Genomic DNA, 24856 nt, shown 5'->3' with positions numbered 1-24856 from the left:
TCAAAGGATGCCCCGGATGTCTGACCTTTTGGCCGCCGCAAAAACCGCCCGTGAAAACGCCCATGCGCCTTATTCGCGCTTCCTGGTGGGGGCTGCTGTGCGCACCGCAGACGGGCAGGTGTTTCAGGGCTGTAACGTTGAAAACGTCGCCTATCCCGAAGGCACCTGTGCCGAAGCAGGCGCCATTGCTGCGATGTGTGTCGCAGGGCAACGGAAGATCGCTGAAATCACTGTGGTTGCCGACAGTCCGGCGCCTGTGCCGCCTTGTGGTGGTTGCCGTCAGAAAATCGCAGAATTTGCCGGGGATGATGTGGTTGTGACCATGGCGACGATGGAAGGCAAGACCCTGCAAATGACCGTGGGTGAATTGCTGCCCGGTCGTTTTTCGGAAGACCATATGGAGAATGCGTAACCATGGACGCACGATCTATCATCCTGCGCCTGCGCGAAAAAGAAACGCTGACATCTGAGGAAATCCGTTGGTTCGCTTCATGCCTTGCGGATGGCACTGTGACGGACGCCCAGGCGGGGGCCTTTGCCATGGCGACTTGTTTGAACGGGTTGGGTGAGGCGGGCCGTGTGGCCCTGACCCAGGCGATGCGCGACAGTGGTGATGTCATGGCCTGGGATCTGCCCGGGCCCGTGGTCGATAAACATTCTACCGGTGGCGTGGGCGATTGTGTGTCTCTGATCCTTGCCCCGGCGCTTGCGGCTTGCGGGGCCTATGTGCCGATGATTTCCGGGCGCGGGCTGGGCCATACGGGCGGGACACTGGATAAACTCGAGGCGATCCCCGGCGTGAACACCGAAGTTTCCGAGGAAAAATTTCGCCAGATTGTTGGCGCGCTGGGCTGTGCGATTGTTTCGGCCACGGGCGACATGGCCCCGGCGGATAAGCGGCTTTATGCGATCCGCGATGTGACCTCGACCGTGGAAAGCATTGATTTGATCACAGCGTCAATTCTGTCGAAGAAACTGGCGGCGGGGCTTGAAACCCTAGTACTGGATGTGAAATGCGGATCAGGCGCGTTTATGGATAATCCGGAGGATGCCGCAGCCCTTGCGCGCGCCCTGGTCGACACGGCAAAAGGTGCGGGATGTCCGACGCTGGCGCTGGTGACCGATATGAATTCGCCGCTTGCGCCTGCGGCAGGCAATGCGCTGGAAGTGCGCGAATGTTTGCGGGTGCTGGAAGGGCGTAGCGAGGGTGTGCTGCTGCAACTGACCGCGGCGCTGGGCGGGGCATTGCTGCTGGCGGCGGGGCTTGCGACAGATGAAGCCAAGGGACGCAGCATGATCCGCGCGGCTATCACATCGGGCCAGGCGCGAGAGATCTTTGCGAAGATGATTGCAGCCCTTGGAGGACCTGAAGACGTACGGGAAACCTGTCTGCCGGAAGCGCCCGTCGTGCTGGAAGTCTGTGCGCGGGAAGCTGGCGTGATCACGAAAATGGATGCCCGTGCGCTTGGCGAAGTCGTGGTGCATCTGGGCGGTGGGCGTCTTTACGGCGGGCAGAAGCTTGATATGGCGGTTGGGCTATCGGATCTGGGCCGGGTAGGCGACACCGTGGCGAAAGGCGCGCCTCTGGCGATGGTGCATGCGGCAGATGAGGCAGCGGCAGAGCGCGCAGCGGAGGCCGTGCAGGCCGCGATCATTCTGGGGGCAACAGTGGAAGCCGACCCGCTGGTGTTGGAGACACTGCAATGACGCAAAAGCGGGCCTTTCTGGTGGTGATGGATTCTGTGGGCTGTGGCGGTGCGCCCGATGCGGATCAGTTTTTTAACGGTGATCTGCCGGATACAGGGGCCAATACGCTAGCCCATATTGCGCAGGCCTGTGCCAATGGCCAGGCGGAAGAGGGGCGCAGGGGGGCGCTTCACATGCCACATCTGGCAGCGTCCGGTATCGGGGCGGCGGTGCGCCTCGCTTCAGGGGCGGATGCCCCTGCACTCAGCGCACCCTCTGGCGAGCCAAAGGCGCTTTGGGGCGCGGCCAGTGAAATTTCGAAAGGTAAAGACACACCGTCAGGGCATTGGGAAATTGCCGGGGTGCCTGTGCCCTGGGACTGGCATTACTTCCCCGATCAGGACGTGAGTTTCAGCGCAGACCTGATGGCTGAAGTTGCGCGCCTTTGTGGGGCTGAGGGGACGCTTTGCAACCGGCATGGATCGGGCACTGCGGTGATTGATACATTCGCTGAGGACCACATCAAAAGCGGCTGGCCCATCTGTTACACATCGGCGGATAGCGTCTTTCAGATCGCAGCGCATGAAGATCACTTTGGGCTGGATCGGCTGCAGAATCTTTGTGCGGATATCGCGCCGACCCTGCATGCAATGAGAGTTGGTCGTGTGATTGCCCGACCATTCACTGGTGATGCAGAAAGCGGTTACCAGCGCACGGGTAATCGCCATGATTACGCGATTGCGCCGCCGTCCGACACATTGTGTGATGTGGCGCAGAAGGCCGGGCGGCATGTCTATGCGATTGGCAAAATTGGTGATATTTTCTCGATGCGTGGCATTGATGAGAACCGAAAGGGCCGTGACCGTGCCCTGATGGGGCATTTGCTTAACGTGATGGAGGAAGCCGCCCCGGGCAGCTTTACCTTCGCGAATTTTGTCGAATTTGACAGCCTGTTTGGCCATCGCCGCGATGTGTCTGGCTACGCAAGCGCGCTTGAATGGTTTGACAGCTGCCTGCCGGATATCAAAGCCCGTATGCGCGACGGTGATCTTGTGATTTTCACCGCCGACCACGGCAATGACCCGACCTGGAGCGGCACAGACCACACCCGGGAACGTGTGCCGGTGATTGCTCTGGGTATGGGCGCAGGGGAAATTGGCCTGATTGGCTTCTCTGACATCGCGGCCTCTGTCGCGGCACATCTGGATTTGCCTGCATTCGGGCCTGGTACAAGTTTTCTGTGAGGAATGATGGAATTTCAAAACACCCCGAAAGTCGAACTTCATCTGCATATTGAAGGCGCGATGCCATCGGAATTCGCCCGCCGTCTGGCGGATGAAAAGAATATCAGCCTTGAGGGAGTCTTTGACGAAAGTGGTGGCTACGCCTATCGCGATTTCTGGCATTTCCTTGAAGTTTATGAAGCTGCGACACAGGTTCTGACCGGGCCGGAAGAATTCGCACGTCTGACAAAAGCGGTGTTGGAACAATCCGCAGAGCAGGGTGTGATCTACACCGAAGCTTTCATCAGCCCGGATTTCTGCGGTGGCGGGGATGTGGGTGCCTGGAAGGAATATCTGGCGGCGATCACCCAGGCGGCCAGCGAGGCCGAGCGGGATCATGGCATAAAATCGCGCGGCATTGCGACACCGATCCGCCACTTTGGGCCGGAGAAGGCGAAGGCAGCGGCACTTTGCGCGGCAGAGACTGTCGGTGATTTCATCACAGGTTTGGGGATCGGCGGGGACGAGAAAGCCGGGAAGCTGGCGGATTTTGCCTGGAGCTTTGACTGCGCCCGCGAAGCAGGGCTGCAACTGACAGCCCATGCCGGGGAATGGGGCGGGCCGGAAAGCGTGCGTGACGCACTGACCTTGAATGTGGAACGCATCGGACATGGTGTGCGGGCGATTGAAGATCCGGCACTGGTGAAAGAACTGGTGGCGCGTCAGGTGACGCTTGAGGTTTGCCCGGGGTCTAACGTTTTCCTCGGTGTTTACCCGCGTCTGGAAGATCACCCCATCACGCGCCTGATGGATGCCGGGGTGAATTGCACGGTGTCCACCGATGATCCGCCCTTCTTCCACACGACGATGACAAAGGAATATCAGGATCTCGCCCGGGTTTTCCGCTTTGACGAACAGGTGTTTTCCGAATTAAACAGGGCAGCAGCAAAGGCCGCCTTCTGTGATGAAGACACGCGCGCCGATATTCTGAAACAGCTTAGCTAACCCGGGAGCCCGCCATGACCGAGCATCTGACCATCGTTGATCACCCTCTGGTGCAACATAAACTGACCCTGATGCGCCAGGAAAGCACCGCAACGGCCGGCTTTCGCCAGCTTCTGCGTGAGATTTCCCAGCTGCTGGCGTATGAAGTCACACGTGAGCTGGAAATGACCACAAAGACCATCACCACGCCGATGCAGGAAATGGACGCCCCGGTTCTGGCCGGTAAGAAACTGGCGCTGATTTCCATTCTGCGTGCGGGCAATGGCCTGCTGGATGGTGTTCTGGAACTGATCCCATCCGCACGCGTTGGTTTTGTTGGTCTGTACCGTGATGAAGAAACTCTGCAGCCGGTGGAATATTATTTCAAAGTGCCGGAAGCCATGGAAGACCGTCTGGTGATCGCCGTAGATCCGATGCTCGCCACCGGGAATTCTTCCGTTGCGGCGATTGATATGCTGAAAAAATCCGGTGCGAAAAACATCCGCTTCCTGTGTCTGCTGGCCTCGCCTGAAGGGGTTGCCCGCATGAAAGAAGCCCACCCGGACGTGCCAATTGTGACGGCCTCTCTGGATGAGAAGCTGAACGATCAGGGCTACATCATCCCAGGTCTTGGCGACGCTGGTGACCGAATGTTCGGTACAAAATAAGAAATGCAGAAAATTTCTGCGCAACGTGAATGGGTCCTGCAGAAAACAGCAGGGCCCGTTTTGTTTTAGGTGCTGCGTTAAAGCGCGACATTATCAGACACGGGAATATTTGGGGTTTTGAAATTTCAGATGTGCAATGAGCCTACCAGCGACAGGCTTCTCTCAGAGGGGCAATGGCTGCATCTAAGCCGCTTATATTGAATTCGGCAGTGACCGGACTGTGGTTGAAAGGAGTAAAGCGAACCAGCAACTTTTCGTTTTCGAGAAGCCCTTTGATAAAGGGGATGGCTGTGCGGCCCGACCAAAGACCCAGTGAACGGCTGTTCGTGCTTTCTGTAAATTCACGGCTGCGCGCAGATGCACTGTCAACACGATACTCGACGTTACCATAATCTCCGTGCCCTGAGGTGAGGTGGCAGCTTTGGGTTTGCAGGAGGAGTGCTGTTGTGTTCTCCATACATCTCAGAATAAGCCGGATGTTCTCTGGAGCGCGATAGCTATCGCAGCGCACGGGGTCTTCGGAATACACGCTCATGAAGACAGAGGTTGTATCGTCGAAGTCTGATACATCAGTTCTTACTGTCCAATTACTCTCGAGTGAAGAAGTAACCTCGATTTGTGTGTCTCGCCCGGCCTCGCGGTCATAGCATGCCAGACGATCCAACTCGTTTTCGATGGGCAGGCAAACTGCAACCTCAGCCGCAAGTGGTTGTGCGAGAGCGAGTGTGAAGGCAAGGATGAGGTTTCTCATAATCGATATCCTGAAAATTGAATGCTTTGAATAATGCGCTGTGATCGGAGTTAGTCAACCTAAAGTGGATGCGATCACTCGTCATGTGTCTTCACTATTCCCGAGGGCCTTCCATTTTCAGCACCTGAAACATCCGTCACAAGCGGGTGAGAAATGCTGTAACATCTGATGGTTGTGCTTTCCGTAGGGGAAATGACTATTTATATCGCCTGTAACGAAACATTAATGATTGAGAAGACAATGAGCACCCAGACCTCTTCCCGCCTTGGCGCGGTTCCCGCCCTGAATGCCCAGACCCTGGGTTTTATGTTTGTTGCCGGCTTCTTTGCCAGCAATGCGTTTGACCTCTGGGGGCAGATGATTTCCCCGGCGCTGGGTTGGGCCAATCTTTCCCCCCATGGTCTGGCACGCAGCCTGCTGGGCACGCTTGGCCTGCCAAATGGTGATTTTGCCGGGTATTTCGTGCATTTCTATCTGGTGGGTCTGATCGGCTATCCTGTGGGCTGGCTGTTCATCTTTGCACCGATCTGGGCGCGGGTCATCGGCCGGACGCATTGGTTTATTCCGTCTGCGATTTACGGTTTTGGTCTCTGGGTTTTTGCCATTGGCGGGATCACGGCGATTGCTGGTCTGCCCTTCTTCCTAGGCTTTACGGGTATCACCTGGGTCGCGCTGGCTGGTCACGTGCTATATGGCATCGTGATGGTGGCCGTGATGAATTACATCAAAAAAGACTGATCCGGATCTGATCCGATTGAAAGCCCCGCCTTGTGTGGGGCCTTTTTTGTTGCAGGATTGGTGCCGGTCTTATGTATCGGTGCAGATTGTCTGCAGGCGAACCCAATCATCATCGCTCAGAACCAGACGCGTATCCTGTCCGGGCCAGGGATCTGCTTCGATCAGTCCCAGGGTGGCTTCGCCCGTCGGGTCAATGGCCCAGGCATAAGGGGAGGCCGGAACAGCGCTTTCTGAGAACGCCGTCAGAAGTGTTGCATCAGCCACAGCCGGGCGGGGTTGAGTTACGATATGTTCAGCCCACTCGCGCAGATCCTCTTTGCTGATCATGCCAGTGGTGAGAAGACGCAGGCTTGCGCTGAGATCCAGATAAGACAGCATATCCCGGATAGGGTCATGCCCGGATCGGCGCAGATCCTCAGCAATGACAAAACCTGCACTGACGGCCGGATCTTCATGATCTTCCACAACAGAACGGTTCAGAAGGATGATCCCGCCAGGCAGGCTGAGACTGTCCTGAACGCCTGAGCGCAGAACAACGATACGACGAAGCGCCGGATCTGGGTGATCAGGTGGCGGCAGATCAAGACGCATGCGCAGCGTGTGCAGGCTGCGTGTGCCGCCAGGGCTTTCGCAGAGGTTGCCTGCAAGATGGCGTATTTCAGAAAGAAGTTCGTCCCCGATCTGGGCGCGAGAGATTGCAGGCAGCAGGCGGGTGGCCTGTTGGCGTACCGCATCAGGCAGCCAGAATACAGTTCCGGCCAGCAGGGCGACCAGTCCGCAGCCAACGACCGCGCGGCGCAAACGTCCCGGGCGGGGGCTGCGTCGTTCAATTGCTGCCAAAACTTTGTCAATTGCGGCCACCATGTCCTCATCAGAGACCTCCAGCGTTTCACTGGCGTCCTCATCAGGGGCATAGATTGCGGGCATTTTGCCCTTGTTGGTCCGGCGAATTGCCGCCAGAGACCAATGGGTCAGGGCCATCTCTGCCTGGTTGGACAGAGACAGGGAAGCATTTCCAAAAGAAATAATGACCTCACGAAGCTGTGCTTCCGGGGTTTCTCGCCAGAGGCCGGTGGCCTCCAGGCGGTCATACTCTTTAAGTGCGGTCCTCACGGGTGGTTCCGGCCTGTAAACTGCTTATGATTTTCAACAGAATACACGGAAACCCTGCACCGGACAATATCAGCTGCGAAGGTAACTTATCTGTCTGTGTGCCAGTGCCGCTTTTAGCGGAATATGCGCAAAATGCTAAGTGGATTGGCATAGTCATCCGTCCAGACCCGCCCGCCGTCACTGTCGATCTGATGCCAGTTTTCATCTCCCAGGATGTCATCCACCTGTGCGCCGGGGCGTGCGACCATGACAACTGTGCTTCGGAATGCGTTGTCGTCAGCCTGACGTTCTGTCAGCGTTTCGTCATGCATCCAGATGTTCAGTCCAAGGGCTTCGGCGGATCGCGCAAGTGGCAGGTGAATATCATAGAAACGGTTTGAGATATGATAGAGAACCACACCGTTGTCTTCGACCCGGTCAAAGTACAGCTGCATTGCTTCTGTTGTGGTCAGATGCACAGGCACAGCGTCGGAACTATAGGCATCAATCACCAGAACGGACATTTTCAGGTCTGCCTGCCCTTCGAGGACAACGCGCGCATCCCCAAGATAGGTTGGCTGATCGGCAGCACAGGTTGACATATAGGTGAAAAGCGCCGGATCGCGGGCGATCTGATCTACCAGACTGTCGATCTCGTAAAAATGATAGATCTGTCCAGGGGTGCGATAACAGGCAAGGGATCCGATCCCAAGGCCAACAATCCCAATATCAGAGGCAGATAGTGCAAGCGTGCTGTTAAGAACCCGGGCCATTGGCAGTTCAGGGTGGTAATACCCGAGGGGCACAGGCCGGTCACTGTCGAGATCCTCAAGGCGCTGTAACCCATGGACGGTTGTGCCGTTGAAATAATATCTCATACTGTATGGGGCAGGAAGATCACGTACCAGATGCGTTCCAAAGAAGCTGCGATCGGAAAAGACGACCTCGCGGTATTCCAGAAAAGCACCTGAGACAGTGACTGTGATCAGGGCAATCACAAAAGTGATCATCCGGCTTGCGATCAGAAGTGCCACGACCAGGGCCATGCCCGCCACGACCATCAGGTATACGAGGTTCCCGGTGAAGGCTGTCAAAGCCAATGTGATTGCAGCAAGGATGACCGCTATGGCTATTACTACCCGGGTCGTCGTCTTGTTTAACTGGTTCTGTGCAAGGAAAACCGGGATGATTACAGCCATTGCAACGGTGGTCGGGCCTTCCCGCAATGCATCAAAGACCGCGGGGGCGACGATTGAATTGTACAGCCCTCCCAATGCGCCACCAACAGACATGATCAGATAGAATATCGTGAGCTGGCTGCCATCGGGGCGTGCAAGGTAAAGCTGCCGGTGCGCAAAAAGTGCGACCGAAAAGAAAGCCAGAAGAAGGGCCGTCGCCATGAGGACGCTTCCATGGGCGAGCGCGCTTGTTGAAAATACGTAAATAAGGAAGAGCACGCTGATACTGAACAGGGTCTTCAGCCAGCTGTCCGGCATGAAAGCGCGCTGACGGAAGGTCAGCGGGAAAGTGGCCAGGAAAAGCGCCAGCGGCAGGATCCAGACCATGGGGATCGTCCCCATGTCCGTTGAAATCTTGGTCGTGACAGCCAGCATCAGTGAGGATGGGACAAAGGCCAGCATCAGCCAGGTTGCAACCTGATCGGCCGTGATCCGTGTTGTAGGGGTGCCAGAGGTAGGGGCAATGTTGGCTGACTGTGTGGGTGTCGCCGGACGCGTGAAAAACACAGCGGCAATACCGGCAAGACAAGCGCCAAATACCATAAATCCTACGGCCCAGCCCCAGCCAATAGCGCTGGCCCCGAAGATGGGTTCTGCAAGCAGAGGAAAGGCGAGAAGGGCTGTCATCGATCCAAGGTTGGATGCCCCATAGAGAAAATAGGGGTCATCTCCGGATGGTGCCCCGGAATTCCGGTACCAGGCCTGAATCAGGGGGGCATTTGCGGAAAGCACAGCAAATGGAATGCCGATCCCTAAGGCAAACAGCCAGAGCGTCTGAAGCGTGACGGGGCCTTGTGGATCAAACGTCCAGTTCTCAGGAATTGCGAGAGGCAGGAAGAACAGCGCGAGGCCCCAGAAGGCCAGATGAATGCCAAGCTGCCAGCGGGTTGAGCAGAACCGCACAAGCAAATGCGCATAGAGATAGCCACCAATCAGAACTGTCTGAAAAAACAACATGGCCGTTGTCCAGACGGCTGGTGCGCCACCGATGACTGGCAGGGTCAGCTTTGCGAAAAGCGGCTGAACGAAGAACAGCAGCGATGCAGACAGAAAAATGGTCAGCGTGAAAAGGGCTGCAAGGCCTTTGCCATTCCGGATCTTGCCGGATGTCGCCGCTGGTGTGGAAACTGACATGTTTTGGTAGCTCTGCTCTATATGAATTCATTGTGCAGAAACATGCACAGATGCACCACGTACAATTGTCACGATATATCTGCTACAACTATGACGAAGATAAGTCCAATTCCCATCTGCGGTGGCCTGTGTCGTATTGCGCCCGCAGTATTGCGTTCTTAATTTTCTCTGTGAATTTCAGTTTTGCCATGGGTAATGTTGGTCTGCATACGCAGTTGCAAGGTTTCTGATCCGTTCGCCGGCGTTCATTTGATGAAAACTCTCAAACAACGCATCGATCGGTTCGGCGGAGTCCCGGTAAGGATGGCCCGCCATTCGGGAAACCTGGGATTGTGCAATGCGCCTCAAAATTGATGCTATATCCCCGGCTCCGCTGTTTTCCAGAGTGCGGCAAGTATTGGTCAGCATGACAGTGTCGAGGGCATTACTATGAAATTCACATAAGAGCCCGTCCATTTCATCTGCGTCTGCTTCAGATATATAGACCAATTGGTCCAGGCGAAGAATATTGAGTTCCGCAGGGTGCAGCTCGCTGTGTAGTAAAAACCTCTCGTGCCGCCTGATGGCTTGTAGCGCGTCTTCGAACAATTCATGAGGCTTCCCGCGTTTTGCATATTCCGGTGTCGGAGTATCAACGAATGGGGCAGGAGGAATCCGCTTCTTCAGACCTGCGAGAACAGCTGTTCTGTTTGCAGGGGCATTGTGCCAGTCGCCATGCTTTGCGAGATACAGGTTTAGTGCTGCGTTTAGGCGCGCTTCCGCATCAAGGCGGGAAAAGAGATTTGTAAGATAGTATTCGGTAGGGAAATCTGTGCGTTCGCTAAGGCGCTTTGTGCGCATGGTGTCCAGGCAATCATTCTCCAGCTGTTCATTATCGCTGTTGTACGCAAATATCAAACGCGCCTGTTGAACGGGCTCTGCCAGATCATCCAGGCTGATCTGGTAAAGGCCAGCGGACATTGCTGCAAACGTTTTAGGACTGTGAGTGGACAGAACTTGCCCGAGATGTTCGCAGCCGGATCCGATTGCGGCATAGAGCAGTATAAGCGCACGCGCGTTTTCTTGTTCTGGAGTGCGTGCACATGTTTTGTTTCCAATGGTTGTTGCCTAGTGCCTTCCACATTGGACTAAGGAAGTCGGAATTGTCGGCAGGCCAGACTGGGCAGATTCCTTTTTCCCAAGGGGATATAGGTTCAGGTGCTCGACGTCTTACAGGTGCCTTCTTGCGTGGTGTGTCGGTTGTCCACAACTCAATTAGTGCAAATATGATACCGGCGGCGATGACCAAAGCAAACACTGAAGTGATTTCAAACCCGGGCATAAAATATCCTTTTATTTAAAATCTTGGTATGGACTGTGGTTGTCCAAGATAAATTGAAGCTGATGTTCTTAATAAGCAATCATCAGCTTCAATTGTCTACTTTCGAAGTCAAACCCCCTTAAACCGTTTGCGCAGTTCAAACTTCTGGATCTTGCCGGTGGATGTCTTTGGCAGTTCTCCGAATTCAAACGCTTTCGGGCATTTGAAACCGGCCAGGCGGTCACGGGCGAAGCTGCGCAGTTCCTCTGCCGTCACAGATGCGCCCTCTTTCAGCTCGATGAATGCGCAGGGGACTTCGCCCCAGGTTTCATCGGGTTTTGCGACCACAGCGCATAGCAGCACAGCAGGGTGGTGCATCAGTGCGCCTTCGATTTCCACGGAGGAAATATTCTCGCCGCCGGAAATGATGATGTCTTTCGCGCGGTCCGTGATGCGGATGTAGCCGTCATCATGCTGATAAGCCACATCTTCGGAATGGAAATATCCCCCTGCGAAGGCTTTTTCCGATGCTTCGGGGTTTTTCAGATAGCCTTTCATCACGGAATTGCCGCGGATCATGATTTCACCAGCGGTTTCGCCGTCCCATGGCACTTGTTCCATGGTGTCTGGATCCAGCACGGTGATGTCTTCCATATGCGGCATCAGGATGCCTGTGCGGGCTTTGATGTCGGCGCGGTCCGTTCCTTCCAGATCAGACCAGCGTGTTTCGTCCCACAGACATTCGGTGACGTGACCATAGGTTTCCGTCAGCCCGTAAACCTGAGTGACGTTGAAGCCCATGGGTTCAATCGCTTCAAGCACCGCAGCGGGGGGCGGGGCACCGGCGGTGAAGACTTCGACGACATGATCGAAGTCGCGATGATCACCTTCGGGAGCGTGGATCATCATGTTCAGCACAATCGGTGCGCCGCCGAAATGGGTGACGCCTTCGTCCGCAATCGCGTTAAAGATATTTGCCGCCGAAATGTCGCGACAACAGATCAGCGTGCCCCCCAATGCGGGCATCATCCAGGTGTGGTTCCAGCCGTTGCAGTGGAACAGGGGCACAATCGTCAGATAGCGCGGGTACATGGTCATGCCCCAGGAAATCGGTGTGCCCATGGTTTTCAGATATGCCCCGCGATGATGGCAAACGACGCCTTTGGGGCGGCCCGTGGTGCCGGAGGTGTAATTCAGGGAAATGCTTTCCCATTCGTCCTGCGGCATGATCCAGCGGAAATCTGCGTCGCCCCCTGCGATGAAATCCTCATATTCCAGATGATCGCCACTGGCAGCAATTCCGGCCTGGTTGTCTGCAACTTCGATGATCAGTGGCTTTGGACCAGACATCTCAGCGACAGCGGTTTTCGTGAGGGTCAGCAGAGCGCTGTCCACAAGAACGGCTTTCGCCTCACCATGATCAAGGATGTAGGATACCGTATCGGTTTCAAGCCGTGTGTTGATGGTGTTCAGAACAGCGCCACAAGCGGGCACGCCAAAATGCGCTTCGGCCTGGGCAGGGACATTGGGCAGCAAGGAAGCGACCACGTCGCCGGACTGAATGCCGGCTTTGACAAGGGCAGAGGCAAGTTGCGAACAACGTGCATGATATTCGCCGTAGGTCAGGCGGGTGTCGCCATAGACCACCGCTTCGCGATGGGGAAAGATCATTTTTGCGCGTTGAAGATGTGACAGCGGTGTCAGTGGCACAAAATTCGCGGCATTCTTTTCCAGCCCTGTTTCGTCGTTCATCCAACCCATGATGTCCCCCGGATTACTCATTCTCCCTGGCTGCCCTCCCGGCTGGCCCTGGATATTGTGTTAACTGGAAGTATTGACGAGGACGTGCAGATTTGGGAAGCCTGTTTACGACTGGTTAAGCATTATTCCAGACAGCCCCATTCCGACAGGTGAACAAATGACAACGACTGCCCCGGCCTCGCGCCCTCTTCTTGCTGCGGGATGTATCACTCTTGGTATGGCTTCGGTCGCACTGGTGGATCAGTTTATTGCCATCCTGAAAACTGAATCCAGTGTCTGGCAGTTCCTGTTTATCCGGGGAATGATCATGCTGGCACTGTTGTTTCTGTATGCTTGGCTGCGTGGCCTGTCTTGTCGCCCACAAAACGCCTGGGCGGTTTTGTTTCGCTCAACCACCATGTCGTTGGGGCTTGTTGTCTATTTTGGTGCCCTGGGTTTTGTCAGTGTCGCCACCGCTGCCGCAGGTCTGTTTACCTCTCCGATTTTCGTGCTGCTGATTTCAGCGCTGTTTCTGGGCCAGAAAGTAGGCATCTGGCGTATCAGTGCTGTTGCTCTGGGGTTCCTTGGGGTGACGTTTGCCTTGACGCCCGGCAGCGAACAGTTCCTGAGCAATCCCGTCGCAGCCTGGCAGAGTTTTTCCACGTCAACTGACGAAGGGGCAGGTTGGGTGCGGTATGTACCAGCATTGGGGGGCTTGTTTTACGGGACAGCGGTTGTTGCAACGCGGCAGTGGTGCGCGAAAGAAAGTACCATGGCGCTATTGTATGGCTATTTCGGAACACTGACGGTGATGGGCGGGGTGGTGACCGGCGTGCTGACCGTTTTTCCGGATATCCTGGCGCTGGATCCCTATCTGGCAGGTGGTTGGCGCGCGCCTTCAGTGACATTCTGGAGCTGGACGTTGGTGCAGGCGGTTGGATCGGCTCTGGGCATCGTGTTTCTGACGATTGGCTATCAGCAGGGGGAAGCATCTTACGTTGCTGTTTTCGAATACACCGCGCTAATTTTTTCAGCCCTTTTCACCTGGCTGATCTTTAGCGAGGTACCGACTGCTGGTGTTTTGATCGGGCTTGTGTTGATTACCCTGGGAGGTGTCGTGATCGCATTGCGATCCAAAGGGGGCCAGGCGGGTTAATCTGAAACGAATCGCGGTTTCCGGGTTGTTAATGTTTTAAACACCTGTCGAAATTAAAGTTAAATATCATTAACTTAGTTACCTTGTGGTTTCGGGTTTGTTAACATTTATTAATGGCCCTGAACAGTGACAGGGCAACTGCGCGGATTGTCCCTGATCGCGCATCACTGACGCTTTTTTACCAAAATTCAGACGTGATTTTGCCGCGAATGACTGTCCAGAATTCCTCATCGCCGCATTTCTGCCGCGAAGAGAATTGGGACAGACAGCAAGGGAAAATCATCATGTTTACACGTAACAAGACCGCATTCGCAGAATATGAACGTGTCATTCTGTCGGAAGAAGTAAATTCGCCCGGCGCATTTACCAGAACGGGCATGGTCGCGGGCACATTGCTTGAGACCCAACACGGCTGGTATCCGGTGGAACAGCTGAATGTCGGGGACAGGGTCGCGACGGTAGATGGCGGCATGGCCCGCATTGTTGCCACACGCCATGACTTTGCGGAACCCGTGTCGCTGGGAAATCCGTCAGTAGGGTTTTTGCATGTGCCAGGTGGGGCGCTAGAAAACTGTGCTGCGTTGATGTTGCCGGTCGATCAATATGTTGGGATTGAAAGTGCAGAGGCCGAAAAATTGTTGGGCGAACCAGCAGTTCTGGTCCCGGCCACAGCGCTGGAAGGATACCGTGGGATTTCGCGTCGTTTTCCGGAAGAGCGTGTGGAAGTGATCAATCTGCAGTTTGAAGACGAGGAAATTGTTTTCGCCAATACCGGTGTGCAGATCTATTGCGGATCCGGCATGGACAGTGATTATTTCACCCGCCTTGATCTGAAACGCGCCCGTTCCCTGCTGCAGCTGATGGATAGTGAACTTGGCTTTCTGTCGCCAATTGCAGAGGCCCGCTTCGCTGCGTGATCTGAGAACGGAAAAGGCCGGGGAAATATCCCCGGCCCCGATTGTCAAAGTGAGTTCAGATCAGGCCGCTTTGCCGAAACGATCATAAAACCCTTCGCCCTTTGCTGCGAGATCACGCAGCAGGGCAGGGGCTTTGAAACGCACACCATGGCTGGCCTCAAGTGCGTCACAGATTTCCACCGCCTTATCAGCACCAATGATGTCGATCCAGGACAGCGGACCACCGGACCAGGGGGCAAATCCCCAGCCAAGGATCGCCGCAACATCGCCTTCGCGGATGTCCATCAGAACGCCTTCTTCCAGCGCACGCACCGCTTCCAGAGCCTGGGCCATCATCAGACGGTTTTGCGCATCATCCAGGTCACGTTTGGATGTATCGACCGGATATTCATCCGCAAGACCTTTCCAATACCCCTGACGTTTGCCTTTCTCGTCATAGGAATAGAAACCTGCCTTGGCTTTGCGCCCGAGACGCCCCAGTTCTTCCATGCGGAAGATCACGGTGTCCACCGCGCCATCCGGGTAATCATCGCCCATGGCCGCACGTGTCGCACGGGCGATTTTGGCCCCCAGATCGATCGAGGTTTCATCCACCAGCTGCAGCGGCCCCACAGGGAAACCCAGCATCTGCGCGGCATTGTCGACAAGCGCCGGTGCAACGCCTTCGGCAACCATGCGGATGCCTTCGTTGATATAGGGAATGATGCAGCGGTTCGCGTAGAAGAACCGCGCGTCATTGACCACGATCGGGGTCTTTTTGATCTGACGGGCGAAATCCAGTGCCTTGGCCACCGCACGATCACCGGTTTGCGCCCCTTTGATGATCTCAACCAGCATCATTTTCTCAACGGGTGAGAAGAAATGGATGCCGATGAACTGTTCCGGGCGGCTGGATGCCTTGGCCAGATCAGAGATCGGCAGGGTGGAAGTGTTTGAGGCAAAGATGCAATCTTCGCCCACCACGGCTTCAACCCGTTTGGTGATCTCTGCCTTGACGGACATGTCTTCAAACACCGCCTCAACGATCAAATCACAGCCTTTCAGCGCGTTCACATCATCCGTGGCCGTGATGAGGTTCAGCAGGGCTTCCTTGGTTTCAGGCGTGGCCTTTTTGCGGGCGATGCCCTTGTCCATGTAGGCTTCGGAATAGGCTTTGCCTTTGTCCGCCGCGTCCTGATTTTGATCGAGCAACACCACTTCAATTCCTGCTCGTGCTGACACAAGCGCAATGCCTGCGCCCATCATGCCCGCGCCCAAAACGCCAACTTTGGTGACTTTCTGGTCGGCCACGTCTTTCGGACGCACAGCGCCTTTTTCTAAGGCTTCTTTGTTGATGAACAGGCTGCGGATCATGGCAGAACTTGATGGGTTCATCAGAACCTTGGTGAACCAGCGGGCCTCAATGCGAATGGCGGTGTCAAAGTCGACCTGCGCGCCTTCATAGACCGCACTGAGCAAGGCTTTTGCCGCTGGGAAGGCCCCCTTTGTCTTGCCGTTGATCATGGCATTTGCGCCCACAAAGGTCATGAAGCCAGCGGGGTGATATGGCGCGCCGCCGGGCATTTTATAGCCTTTCTCATCCCATGGTTTGACGAATTTTGGCTCTGACAGGATCCAGGCCTTGGCCGCATCCAGAAGCTCATCCGCAGGCACAACTTCATCAACCACACCAGCCATTTTGGCCTTTTTCGGATCGTTCAACTTGCCTTCCAGCAGCAAAGGTGCCGCCGCCATTGCGCCCATCTTGCGCACCAGCCGTGTGGTGCCGCCAGCACCCGGGAAAATGCCAACCATGATTTCCGGCAGGCCGATCTTGGCCTTTGGGTTGTCAGCCGCAAAAATCCGGTGACAGGCCAGCGGAATTTCAAGACCAATGCCAAGCGCTGTGCCTGGCAGGGCAGCTGCAATAGGTTTACCGCCTTTGTTCTTGTCGTCCATGCCGCCGCGCTCAATATGGCGCAGCATACGGTGCATATCCATGACGCCGTCAAACAGGCCTTGCGCCGGGTTGTCGCCCGCGCTTTCTTTCATCTTCGCGATGATGTTCAGATCCATACCGCCCGCGAAAGAACCCGGTTTACCAGAGGTGATAACGATGCCTTTGACAGCATCATCCTTCAGCCCCGCGTCCACCAGATTATGCAGATCAACAAAACCCTGCTGGTTCATCACATTCATAGATTTCCCCTGGGTGTCCCAGGTGATGACAGCAACGCCCTGAGCGTCGGTTTCCATTGTGAAATCAGTCATTTTCAGTCTCCTGATTTTCTCCGGCGCAGGCTTTTGCCTCGTCCGGATAAGTCTCGGCCAGTTTGGCCCGTGTTTCGTTAAGAATGCGTCCGAGCAGGTTTTGCCCGGGCCAGTCAGCCACCGGCGTGCGCAAAGCGTGATCCGTGTCCAGCCCAATGCCCCAGATGGTATCAAGCGGACTGGCTTCGACCATTTCTTTCGGTATGGTCTGGAACAGCTTGCGACGCAGGCCTTTGTTCTGGTCGAATTTTGCAAGGTTCACATGTTTGACAATATCGTAGCGTTCAGCCGCCCAGGTTTCCTCGTGAAAACCTTTGACACACCGACCCAGTGCCTTCTGGCGACCGGGTTCACCTTCCGCGAGGATTTGATCTGCAATCTCCTGATCGCTGAACAATGTGGCTTTGAAATACATCATCGCTTGTTCCGCAGAGGAGAAATCCAGTCCGTCCATCTCAAAGCGACACGCCTGCCATTGGCTGAATGGGCCGCTCCAGAAGAAGTGATATGTGTCGGTGTGATCTGACATTATACGCGTTCAATGATGGTTGCGGCGCCCATGCCGGATGCGATGCAGAGGGTGGCAAGGCCAACTTCCTGATCACGGCGCTCTAACTCATCGAGCAGCGTGCCGATGATGATCGCCCCGGTTGCGCCCAGCGGGTGACCCATGGCGATGGAGCCACCGTTGACGTTCACTTTTGCCGGATCCACGTCAAAGGCCTGCTGGAAGCGCAGAACGACGGATGCAAAGGCCTCGTTCACTTCAAACAGATCAATGTCACCAATCGCCATGCCATGATCCGCAAGGATCTTTTCAGTGACGGGCACGGGGCCGGTCAGCATGATGGTCGGATCGGTGCCGATTTTCGCGGTTGCACGGATGCGTGCGCGGGGTTTCAACCCGTGGGCTTCGCCGAATTCCTTGTTGCCGATCAGAACGGCGGCGGAGCCATCAACGATGCCGGATGAGTTGCCCGCGTGGTGGATGTGGTTGATCGCCTCAAGATGCGGGTATTTCAGTTTTGCGATATTGTCGAAACCTGGCATGGTCTCGCCCATATCCTTAAACGATGCCTTCAGCGCGCCAAGGCTTTGCATGTCAGTCGCTGGGCGCATGAATTCGTCGTGATCCAGGATCAGAAGGCCATTCTGGTCGCGTACAGCAACGATTGAATTGGCGAAACGGTTGTCGTCCCATGCGGCTTTGGCGCGACGCTGACTTTCCACCGCGAGCGCATCCGCATCTTCGCGGGAGAAGCCGTATTCGGTTGCGATAAGGTCGGCGGAAATGCCTTGCGGCACGAAATACGTGCCCATGGCGAGGGTCGGGTCAACAGCAATCGCTGCGCCGTCCGACCCCATGGGAACGCGGCCCATCATTTCCACGCCACCTGCGATATAGGCCTGGCCCGCGCCGCCTTTGACCTGGTTTGCAGCCAGGTTCACGGCTTCCATGCCTGAGGCACAGAACCGATTGATGGCAAGGCCGGGGATGGATTGATCAAGGTTTGACGCCAGCACAGCGGAACGCGCGAGACAGCCGCCCTGTTCTTTAACCTGGGTGACATTGCCCCAGATCACGTCTTCCACGGCATGCCCTTCCAGGCCATTGCGGTCTTTCACGGCGTTGAGCATTTGTGCCGACAGGCTGACAGCGGTGACTTCCTGCAGTGCGCCATCCTTGCGTCCTTTGCCACGCGGAGAGCGTAGCGCGTCATAAATGTAGGCTTCGGTCATTGGGTTGTCCTTTCTTTATGCGCGATCGGCGGGAGAGCCGGGCATGAGATCATAGGGATGTTTGTAGCCGGGCAGGGCCTCGATACGCGAAAGCCAGGCATCAATATGGGGCCAGGCTGTGCGGTCGAAACCGAAGGGTTCCGGGTAAAAGAGATAGCCGCAGCAGGAGAAATCTGCATTGGTCGGGCTGTTGCCGACAAGCCAGTCGCGACCTTCCAGAGCGGCGTTCAGGGTCTTATATGCGTTTCTCAGGCGGCCTTGGCTGAAGGCGATGACCTCTTGCGGGCGTTTGTTTTCGGGCAGGAAATTCATGAGGAACCGGGTCATGCCAGCTTGCGACGATAGTTTATGATTGTCCCAAAGCACCCAGCGCAGTACCTCGCGCTCTTCTTCGGGCGTTTCGCCTGCAAATTTGCCGGACTTCTCTGAAATATAAGCCTGGATCGCGCCGGATTGTGTCAGCGTCAGATCTCCGTCGACCAAGGCGGGCACTTCGCCCATGACGTTGATTTCCAGGAATTCTTCTGTGCGCGAAGCACCGTTGAAGAAATCTACGTAAGCAGCCTCCCAGGCAAGGCCTGAAAGCTCAAGCGGCAGTGCCGCCTTATAGGCGTTACCGCTTTCGCCGAAGCAATAGAGTTTAATGGTCATGCGCAACCTCCCCGTTGGCATATGTGGTGAGTTCGGGATTTGAGTATTTTGAGCAAGATGAAAGGGGCGCGTCACGTTTCGTTAACCAGAATCGCGCTAGATTGAACGCACGGTATAGGCTGGAGAGCCGATGGCCGTGCAAGGTGAAGCCCCATTGTCGGGCCCGGTCTGAAGTCATTTCAGGCGTCTGCGTCCGGTGGTGGGGTGATGGTGTTTCATCTTGCGACAAATACTCTCGCCGGAGGCATACTGCACTCATATCGCGCGGGAATATTTGCGTTTTTTGTATCATCGGTTTCCTCAGAATGCGCCCGGAGCCAGATCCATTACCGGATCTGCGCCGCTTTCAATGCGTGCAAGATGCATCTTGGTGGCAGGTAGTTGGCGGGCCATATAGTAGCGGCCGGTTTTGATCTTATTGGTATAGAAATCAGCATCCGCTGCGCCCTTTTCAAGCGCACCCATGGCGGCCTTACCCATTTGTGACCAGATGAGACCCAGGCAGACATGACCAAAGAGATGCATGAAGTCAGTGGACCCGGCCAGCGCGTGGTTTGGGTTTTTCATGCCGTTTTGCATGAAATACATGGCAGCCGCCTGCAGATCTTTAGAGGCGGCTTTCAGGGGCTCGAGAAAGCCATCATTCAGCGCTTCGTTATCGCTGTTTTCCTTGATGAAACTCTTCACGAGATCAAAGAAGGCCATCACATGTTTGCCGCCGTCCTGAGCCAGTTTGCGGCCGACAAGATCCAGCGCCTGAACGCCGTTTGCGCCCTCATAGATCTGGGTGATGCGAGCGTCGCGGGTGAACTGGCTCATGCCGTGTTCTTCGATATAGCCGTGACCGCCGTAAACCTGTTGGGCTGCGACACACATGTTAAAGCCCTGATCCGTCAGGAAGCCTTTCACAACCGGCGTCAGCAGGGAGATCAGACCATCTGCGTCTTTATCTTCGCTGCGGTGGGCGCGGTCGATCATGGAAGCGCCCCACATTGTGAAGGCACGCGCGCCCTCTGCAAAGCTGCGCTGATCCATCAGGGTGCGGCGGATGTCCGGATGCACGATCAGCGGATCTGCGGGACCATCGGGGTTTTTCACACCGGTCACGTCACGTCCCTGCAGACGATCATGGGCGTAAGACACCGCGTTCTGATAGGCGATTTCCGCCTGGGCATAGCCCTGCAGGCCAACGCCCATGCGCGCTTCGTTCATCATGGTGAACATGGCGCGCATGCCTTTGTGTTCTTCGCCCAGCAGCCAACCAGTGGCTTCGTCGTAGTTCATGACACAGGTGGCGTTGCCGTGGATGCCCATTTTCTTTTCGATATTGCCAACGGACACGCCATTGCGTTCGCCCGGGGTGCCGTTCTCGTTCACGATGAACTTTGGCACGATGAACAGGGAAACGCCCTTGATGCCGTCCGGGCCGCCCGGGATCTTTGCCAGTACCAGGTGAATGATGTTGTCAGACAGGTCGTTTTCACCGGCAGAGATAAAGATCTTCTGACCGGAAACCTTATAGCTGCCGTCGCCCTGTGGTTCCGCCTTGGTACGCATCAGGCCCAGATCGGTGCCGCAATGCGGTTCGGTCAGGTTCATGGTGCCGGTCCATTCGCAGGACACCATTTTGGGCAGATATTTCGCCTTCTGTTCATCCGAACCATGGGCGTGAATGGCGGAATATGCACCGTGGGTCAGGCCCGCGTACATGTTGAAGGCCATGTTAGAGGATGAGAACATTTCGTTCACTGCGGTGTTCAGCACATAGGGCATGCCCTGGCCGCCATATTCCGGATCGCAATCCAACGCGGTCCAGCCGCCTTCGCGCACCTGATCAAACGCTGCTTTGAACCCGGTTGGGGTGCGCACAACGCCGTTTTCCAGGGTGCAGCCTTCCTGGTCGCCTGTCGCGTTCAGCGGATGCATGACTTCGGATGCGATTTTGCCGGCTTCTTCCAGCACGGCAGAGGTGAAATCCGCCTCAAGTTCGTCGTAGCCGGGAATGCCGGAGGTGGAGACATCCAGCATCTCGTGCAGGATGAATTGCATGTCTTTCACGGGGGCAGTGTAGGTGGTCATGGCGGGGTCTCCTGTCAGGAATTCTTATTTTTCATTGCGGTAAGGTGGTTCTCCACCCACTTCAGCTGGTCTTCCAGGTCGGCAATCGCCTGGGTCAGTTCTTCACGCTGGGCAATCATTGCGGCGTGACGTTCGTAGGCGACGTCAAGGGTGCGGGTCAGCTGTGTTTCCTGCTGATCGCCGATGTCATAAAGATCCAGAAGCTGACGGATTTCTTCCAGCGAAAAGCCAAAGCGTTTGCCGCGCAGGATCAGTTTCAGGCGCGCTGCATCCCGGCGGGTAAACAGGCGGCGCTGTCCGTCGCGGATTGGGAACAACAGTTCCTTGGCCTCATAAAACCGCAGCGTGCGCGGCGTGACGTCAAAGGCATCACACATCTCGCGGATGGAGCGGCAGTTTTCGGCGGTGTCAGGTTCGATAGCCTCTGTCACTGGGTTCTCCTCATCTTCGGGCCGCGGGGAATGCGGGCAGTTGAGAATATGATAAGCACAAGTTGACGTTTACGTAAACGAAACGTCACGTCAAAATTGAGTGAAACCCTGGTGAACAGAACGAAAAACCCCTGATGCGGGCAAAGCACCAGGGGCGTATCATTTTGTTTTTTAAGAAGAAGGTCATTCTTCAGGGATTGGTTCACCCAAAGTTTCGCGGTGCAGTTCTTCCAGTTCAGAAATGGTCGCATCCAGATCAATACGCTGCTGACGCAGGACTTTCAGCTGTCGATCTGCCATGGCCCGCCATTCTTCGCGCTGTGCATCTGTGCCTTCTGTTTCATAAAGTTCCAGCCACTGGCGCATTTCTTCCAGCGAAAAGCCGAATCGTCTTCCCCGCAGGATCAGCACCATGCGGGCGACTTCTGTCGGACCATAGAAACGGCTGCGACCTTCCTTCTCGGGCGTCAGAAGTTCGATATATTCATAGTAACGCAGGGTGCGCGGCGTGACGTCAAAACGGGCGCACATTTCTTTGAAGTTCAGGCGGATGGGCGTGTCGTCTTCGGGCATAAATCTGGCGTATTCCGTGGTTCGTGGTCGGCGCCAGACTAGGGTTTCTGACCATGAAGTCAATTACCCCATGATTTATCAATTGTTGAGTGAAATGCATAAGGATGACGCCGGGATGTTTTGGAAAAGCCTTGCGCCTGACCAAATGGCACCGATAGATGAAAGAAAGCCCGTAGCGCAGGATCATGTCATGAATGAACAGAAAACCAAGCTGACCCGCCAGTTTATGGAGGCGCTGCCCCATGGGAAGGCGCTGGATATGCAGGTGGCGGGTGTCGGGGACGGCTGGGCCGAACTGACCATGGATTATGATGAACGTTTCATTGGGGACCCGGAAACCGGCGTGATCCATGGTGGGGCGATTTCAGCATTGATGGATACCTGTTGCGGGGCGGCGGTGATGAGCCATCCACAACTGGCAACAATCACAGCGACCATTGATCTGCGGATTGACTATATGCGTTCCGCAACACCGCATCAGCGCATCCTGTGCCGGGCCGAATGTTATCATGTAACACGTTCTGTCGCATTTGTGCGAGCGACCGCTTATGATGAGGATATGGAAAATCCGGTGGCGACTGCGACGGCAGCCTTCACGGCATCCGCCAATGATCCACGCGATCCGGAGCGCCTGAAAAACGTGGGCGATACTGTAAAGGGAACCGTGCTATGAGCCGCAAACCCGAACCCGTGCAGGTGATTAAACAACGTCGCGATGGCGCGTTAAAAGCGCTTGTTGGTCGTATTCCTTATGCACAATTCCTGGGCATTCATTTTGATCGCCGGGGTGATGAACTGACCGGGATCATGCCGTTTAAAGAAGATCTGATCGGCAACCCCGTGTTGCCCGCACTGCATGGTGGTGCGATTGCGGCTTTCCTTGAGATGACAGCGATCACGGAACTCAGCTGGTCCATGCTATGGGCGGATATCGAGCATGGTGAAATCAGCCCCGAGGATTTTCCGCGCCTGCCGAAAACCATCGATTTCACCGTGGATTACCTGCGCTCTGGCCTGCCGCGCGATGCCTATGCACGGGCGCGGGTGAACCGGTCTGGCCGTCGCTATGCCAGTGTGCATGTGGAGGCCTGGCAGGACAATCGCACGAAACTCTTTGCCCAGGCCACCGGGCATTTTCTGATGCCGTCAAAGGATTAACTCTGTGTCTGATGCCAGTCACGCGCCAGCCGACATCACCCATAAACGCATTCTTGCGATAGCTGCGCCGATTGTTTTGTCAAACGCCACGGTGCCGATCCTTGGGTTGGTGGATACCGGTGTGGTCGGCCAACTGGGGGAAGCCGCGCCGATTGGTGCCGTTGGTATCGGGGCCGTGATCCTCTCGGCGATTTACTGGATCTTTGGTTTTCTGCGTATGGGTACAACGGGCCTTGCGGCCCAGGCGCGCGGGGCAGGGGATCTGAAAGAAGGTGGTGCGCTACTGATGCGCGGCTTGATGATCGGCGGCGCTGCGGGTCTGATCTTTATTCTGACGCAATGGGCGTTGTTTGCAGGCGCCTTTGCGCTCTCGCCTGCGTCTGCCGAAGTCGAAACCCTGGCAAAGCAATATATGAGCATCCGCATCTGGGGAGCACCGGCGACGATTGCCCTGTTTGCAATCACCGGCTGGTTGATTGCCATGGAAAAGACCCGGGGTGTTCTGATCCTGCAGCTCTGGATGAATGGTGTGAATATTCTGCTGGATCTGCTGTTCGTGTTGCAGCTGGGCTGGGGCGTGGAAGGTGTGGCGATTGCGACGCTGATTGCGGAATGGAGTGGCCTTCTTCTTGGCCTGTACCTGTGCCGCAGTGCTTTTACAGGCAAACAATGGTGTGACTGGTCGCGGATTTTTGACAAGGCGCGTCTGAAAAAGATGATGCTGGTGAACGCAGACATTATGATTCGTTCCGTGGTGTTGACCGGGTCTTTCACAGCTTTTCTGTTTCTGGGATCAGATTTCGGCGATGTCACACTGGCGGCCAATCAGGTGCTTTTGCAATTCGTTGAGATCACGGCTTATGCGCTGGATGGATTTGCCTTTTCTGCTGAAGCACTTGTGGGCGCCGCATCCGGTGCGGGCAACCGGCGAGAGCTGCGCCGGGCCTCCTGGATGTCCTCGCAATGGGGTATGGGCGGGGCGCTGTTGCTGGGGCTGGTTTTCTGGGTGGCCGGGCCCGGGATCATTGATCTGATGGCAAAATCGGAAGAGGTCCGGATAGCCGGGCGGGAATTCCTGCTTTGGGCCGCGATCCTGCCGCCGATCAGCCTGGCATCTTATATGTTCGACGGGATCTTTGTTGGGGCGATCTGGACGCGCGAGATGCGCAACGCGATGCTGGTTTCTGTGGCGATTTATATCGTGGCACTGTTGGTGTTATTGCCCCTGATGGGCAATCATGGCCTCTGGGCGGCACTGGTGGTTCTGAATGTCGCGCGGGGCGCAACGCTTGGCTGGTATTACCCGCGCCTTGAGGCACGGGTCGGGGCAGTGCATCCCGGCTGACA

23 protein-coding genes are annotated in these 24856 nt (G+C 55.8%); 11 read left to right on the top strand and 12 right to left on the bottom strand.

What is annotated here, in order from left to right; all coding sequences use genetic code 11:
* Positions 1 to 7 precede the first annotated feature (7 nt).
* From H1D41_RS02660 to upp, 5 genes are read left to right on the top strand one after another with little or no spacing between them, the layout of a single operon-like run.
* Positions 8 to 412, top strand: coding sequence for a cytidine deaminase (locus H1D41_RS02660; RefSeq protein ID WP_394355378.1), 405 nt, complete (start codon positions 8 to 10; stop codon positions 410 to 412).
* Between the two features lie 2 nt (positions 413 to 414).
* Complete coding sequence (locus tag H1D41_RS02655; protein WP_228847456.1) at positions 415 to 1707, top strand: thymidine phosphorylase; 1293 nt, start codon at positions 415 to 417, stop codon at positions 1705 to 1707.
* Positions 1704 to 2930 (top strand): phosphopentomutase, encoded by a 1227-nt coding sequence (locus H1D41_RS02650; protein WP_228847455.1) that lies wholly within the window; start codon positions 1704 to 1706, stop codon positions 2928 to 2930. The genes H1D41_RS02655 and H1D41_RS02650 overlap by 4 nt, the downstream gene beginning before the upstream one ends.
* Positions 2931 to 2936: 6 nt before the next feature.
* Positions 2937 to 3914 carry an adenosine deaminase gene (locus tag H1D41_RS02645; protein WP_228847454.1) on the top strand — a complete coding sequence of 326 codons (978 nt, stop codon included), beginning with the start codon at positions 2937 to 2939 and terminating at the stop codon, positions 3912 to 3914.
* Between the two features lie 14 nt (positions 3915 to 3928).
* On the top strand, positions 3929 to 4561 hold the full coding sequence (gene upp / locus H1D41_RS02640; protein WP_228847453.1) for a uracil phosphoribosyltransferase: 633 nt from the start codon (positions 3929 to 3931) through the stop codon (positions 4559 to 4561).
* A 142-nt stretch (positions 4562 to 4703) separates the two neighbouring features.
* Here the strand turns inward: upp and H1D41_RS02635 are convergent, their stop codons facing one another.
* Positions 4704 to 5312, bottom strand: coding sequence for a type VI secretion system-associated protein TagO (locus tag H1D41_RS02635; protein ID WP_228847452.1), 609 nt, complete (start codon positions 5310 to 5312; stop codon positions 4704 to 4706).
* A 240-nt stretch (positions 5313 to 5552) separates the two neighbouring features.
* Here H1D41_RS02635 and H1D41_RS02630 point away from each other — a divergent pair, with 240 nt between their 5' ends.
* Positions 5553 to 6050, top strand: coding sequence for a hypothetical protein (locus tag H1D41_RS02630; RefSeq protein WP_228847451.1), 498 nt, complete (start codon positions 5553 to 5555; stop codon positions 6048 to 6050).
* A gap of 69 nt (positions 6051 to 6119) precedes the next feature.
* Here the strand turns inward: H1D41_RS02630 and H1D41_RS02625 are convergent, their stop codons facing one another.
* The 4 genes from H1D41_RS02625 to H1D41_RS02610 form a co-directional block, all read right to left on the bottom strand.
* Entirely contained in the window at positions 6120 to 7163 is a 1044-nt protein-coding gene (locus H1D41_RS02625; RefSeq protein ID WP_228847450.1) for a hypothetical protein, read from the bottom strand.
* 113 nt (positions 7164 to 7276) lie between these two features.
* Positions 7277 to 9514: a transporter gene (locus tag H1D41_RS02620; RefSeq protein WP_228847449.1), complete on the bottom strand. Its 2238-nt coding sequence runs from the start codon at positions 9512 to 9514 to the stop codon at positions 7277 to 7279.
* Between the two features lie 177 nt (positions 9515 to 9691).
* A complete protein-coding gene (locus H1D41_RS02615) occupies positions 9692 to 10474 on the bottom strand; it encodes a hypothetical protein (RefSeq protein ID WP_228847448.1) in 783 nt (260 codons plus the stop codon).
* A 469-nt stretch (positions 10475 to 10943) separates the two neighbouring features.
* The gene (locus H1D41_RS02610; RefSeq protein ID WP_228847764.1) at positions 10944 to 12575 is read right to left on the bottom strand and encodes an AMP-binding protein; all 1632 of its coding nucleotides are present in this window, start codon (positions 12573 to 12575) and stop codon (positions 10944 to 10946) included.
* Between the two features lie 157 nt (positions 12576 to 12732).
* On the opposite strand from H1D41_RS02610, the gene H1D41_RS02605 reads away from it, so the two are divergent.
* Entirely contained in the window at positions 12733 to 13710 is a 978-nt protein-coding gene (locus H1D41_RS02605) for a DMT family transporter (protein ID WP_228847447.1), read from the top strand.
* A gap of 284 nt (positions 13711 to 13994) precedes the next feature.
* The gene (locus H1D41_RS02600; protein WP_228847446.1) at positions 13995 to 14627 is read left to right on the top strand and encodes a Hint domain-containing protein; all 633 of its coding nucleotides are present in this window, start codon (positions 13995 to 13997) and stop codon (positions 14625 to 14627) included.
* Between the two features lie 60 nt (positions 14628 to 14687).
* Here the strand turns inward: H1D41_RS02600 and H1D41_RS02595 are convergent, their stop codons facing one another.
* The 7 genes from H1D41_RS02595 to H1D41_RS02565 form a co-directional block, all read right to left on the bottom strand.
* Complete coding sequence (locus H1D41_RS02595; RefSeq protein ID WP_228847445.1) at positions 14688 to 16877, bottom strand: 3-hydroxyacyl-CoA dehydrogenase NAD-binding domain-containing protein; 2190 nt, start codon at positions 16875 to 16877, stop codon at positions 14688 to 14690.
* Positions 16870 to 17406, bottom strand: a complete 537-nt coding sequence (locus H1D41_RS02590; protein ID WP_228847444.1) for an NADAR family protein — start codon at positions 17404 to 17406, stop codon at positions 16870 to 16872. The genes H1D41_RS02595 and H1D41_RS02590 overlap by 8 nt, the downstream gene beginning before the upstream one ends.
* Positions 17406 to 18617, bottom strand: coding sequence for an acetyl-CoA C-acetyltransferase (locus H1D41_RS02585; RefSeq protein WP_228847443.1), 1212 nt, complete (start codon positions 18615 to 18617; stop codon positions 17406 to 17408). Before H1D41_RS02585 ends, H1D41_RS02590 begins: the two co-directional genes overlap by 1 nt.
* Before the next feature lie 15 nt (positions 18618 to 18632).
* Positions 18633 to 19268, bottom strand: coding sequence for a glutathione S-transferase family protein (locus H1D41_RS02580; RefSeq protein WP_228847442.1), 636 nt, complete (start codon positions 19266 to 19268; stop codon positions 18633 to 18635).
* A 300-nt stretch (positions 19269 to 19568) separates the two neighbouring features.
* Positions 19569 to 21347: an acyl-CoA dehydrogenase gene (locus H1D41_RS02575; RefSeq protein ID WP_228847441.1), complete on the bottom strand. Its 1779-nt coding sequence runs from the start codon at positions 21345 to 21347 to the stop codon at positions 19569 to 19571.
* 14 nt (positions 21348 to 21361) lie between these two features.
* The gene (locus tag H1D41_RS02570) at positions 21362 to 21724 is read right to left on the bottom strand and encodes a MerR family transcriptional regulator (RefSeq protein WP_107495568.1); all 363 of its coding nucleotides are present in this window, start codon (positions 21722 to 21724) and stop codon (positions 21362 to 21364) included.
* Positions 21725 to 21961: 237 nt separating this feature from the next.
* Positions 21962 to 22351 (bottom strand): MerR family transcriptional regulator, encoded by a 390-nt coding sequence (locus H1D41_RS02565; RefSeq protein ID WP_228847440.1) that lies wholly within the window; start codon positions 22349 to 22351, stop codon positions 21962 to 21964.
* A 190-nt stretch (positions 22352 to 22541) separates the two neighbouring features.
* Here H1D41_RS02565 and H1D41_RS02560 point away from each other — a divergent pair, with 190 nt between their 5' ends.
* Genes H1D41_RS02560 through H1D41_RS02550 form a run of 3 tightly spaced genes read left to right on the top strand, consistent with a single transcriptional unit; the run spans position 22542 to position 24854 of the window.
* Positions 22542 to 23024 carry a PaaI family thioesterase gene (locus H1D41_RS02560; protein ID WP_228847439.1) on the top strand — a complete coding sequence of 161 codons (483 nt, stop codon included), beginning with the start codon at positions 22542 to 22544 and terminating at the stop codon, positions 23022 to 23024.
* Positions 23021 to 23509, top strand: a complete 489-nt coding sequence (locus H1D41_RS02555) for a PaaI family thioesterase (RefSeq protein WP_107495532.1) — start codon at positions 23021 to 23023, stop codon at positions 23507 to 23509. Before H1D41_RS02560 ends, H1D41_RS02555 begins: the two co-directional genes overlap by 4 nt.
* A gap of 4 nt (positions 23510 to 23513) precedes the next feature.
* Entirely contained in the window at positions 23514 to 24854 is a 1341-nt protein-coding gene (locus tag H1D41_RS02550) for an MATE family efflux transporter (protein WP_228847438.1), read from the top strand.
* Positions 24855 to 24856 lie beyond the last annotated feature (2 nt).

This window comes from Halocynthiibacter styelae (assembly GCF_016123485.1).
In the GTDB taxonomy this organism is placed as follows: Bacteria; Pseudomonadota; Alphaproteobacteria; order Rhodobacterales; family Rhodobacteraceae; genus Halocynthiibacter; species Halocynthiibacter styelae.
This window is presented reverse-complemented; position numbering and strand designations above follow the sequence as displayed.

Excerpts from the sequence above, each read along its gene's own strand:
- H1D41_RS02660 (WP_394355378.1), top strand. The coding sequence starts at position 8 with ATGCCCCGGATGTCTGACCTTTTGGCCGCCGCAAAAACCGCCCGTGAA.
- H1D41_RS02655 (WP_228847456.1), top strand. The coding sequence starts at position 415 with ATGGACGCACGATCTATCATCCTGCGCCTGCGCGAAAAAGAAACGCTG.
- H1D41_RS02650 (WP_228847455.1), top strand. The coding sequence starts at position 1,704 with ATGACGCAAAAGCGGGCCTTTCTGGTGGTGATGGATTCTGTGGGCTGT.
- H1D41_RS02645 (WP_228847454.1), top strand. The coding sequence starts at position 2,937 with ATGGAATTTCAAAACACCCCGAAAGTCGAACTTCATCTGCATATTGAA.
- upp (WP_228847453.1), top strand. The coding sequence starts at position 3,929 with ATGACCGAGCATCTGACCATCGTTGATCACCCTCTGGTGCAACATAAA.
- H1D41_RS02635 (WP_228847452.1), bottom strand. The coding sequence starts at position 5,312 with ATGAGAAACCTCATCCTTGCCTTCACACTCGCTCTCGCACAACCACTT.
- H1D41_RS02630 (WP_228847451.1), top strand. The coding sequence starts at position 5,553 with ATGAGCACCCAGACCTCTTCCCGCCTTGGCGCGGTTCCCGCCCTGAAT.
- H1D41_RS02620 (WP_228847449.1), bottom strand. The coding sequence starts at position 9,514 with ATGTCAGTTTCCACACCAGCGGCGACATCCGGCAAGATCCGGAATGGC.
- H1D41_RS02615 (WP_228847448.1), bottom strand. The coding sequence starts at position 10,474 with ATGTCCGCTGGCCTTTACCAGATCAGCCTGGATGATCTGGCAGAGCCC.
- H1D41_RS02610 (WP_228847764.1), bottom strand. The coding sequence starts at position 12,575 with ATGGGTTGGATGAACGACGAAACAGGGCTGGAAAAGAATGCCGCGAAT.
- H1D41_RS02605 (WP_228847447.1), top strand. The coding sequence starts at position 12,733 with ATGACAACGACTGCCCCGGCCTCGCGCCCTCTTCTTGCTGCGGGATGT.
- H1D41_RS02600 (WP_228847446.1), top strand. The coding sequence starts at position 13,995 with ATGTTTACACGTAACAAGACCGCATTCGCAGAATATGAACGTGTCATT.
- H1D41_RS02595 (WP_228847445.1), bottom strand. The coding sequence starts at position 16,877 with ATGACTGATTTCACAATGGAAACCGACGCTCAGGGCGTTGCTGTCATC.
- H1D41_RS02590 (WP_228847444.1), bottom strand. The coding sequence starts at position 17,406 with ATGTCAGATCACACCGACACATATCACTTCTTCTGGAGCGGCCCATTC.
- H1D41_RS02585 (WP_228847443.1), bottom strand. The coding sequence starts at position 18,617 with ATGACCGAAGCCTACATTTATGACGCGCTACGCTCTCCGCGTGGCAAA.
- H1D41_RS02580 (WP_228847442.1), bottom strand. The coding sequence starts at position 19,268 with ATGACCATTAAACTCTATTGCTTCGGCGAAAGCGGTAACGCCTATAAG.
- H1D41_RS02575 (WP_228847441.1), bottom strand. The coding sequence starts at position 21,347 with ATGACCACCTACACTGCCCCCGTGAAAGACATGCAATTCATCCTGCAC.
- H1D41_RS02570 (WP_107495568.1), bottom strand. The coding sequence starts at position 21,724 with ATGTGTGATGCCTTTGACGTCACGCCGCGCACGCTGCGGTTTTATGAG.
- H1D41_RS02565 (WP_228847440.1), bottom strand. The coding sequence starts at position 22,351 with ATGCCCGAAGACGACACGCCCATCCGCCTGAACTTCAAAGAAATGTGC.
- H1D41_RS02560 (WP_228847439.1), top strand. The coding sequence starts at position 22,542 with ATGAATGAACAGAAAACCAAGCTGACCCGCCAGTTTATGGAGGCGCTG.
- H1D41_RS02555 (WP_107495532.1), top strand. The coding sequence starts at position 23,021 with ATGAGCCGCAAACCCGAACCCGTGCAGGTGATTAAACAACGTCGCGAT.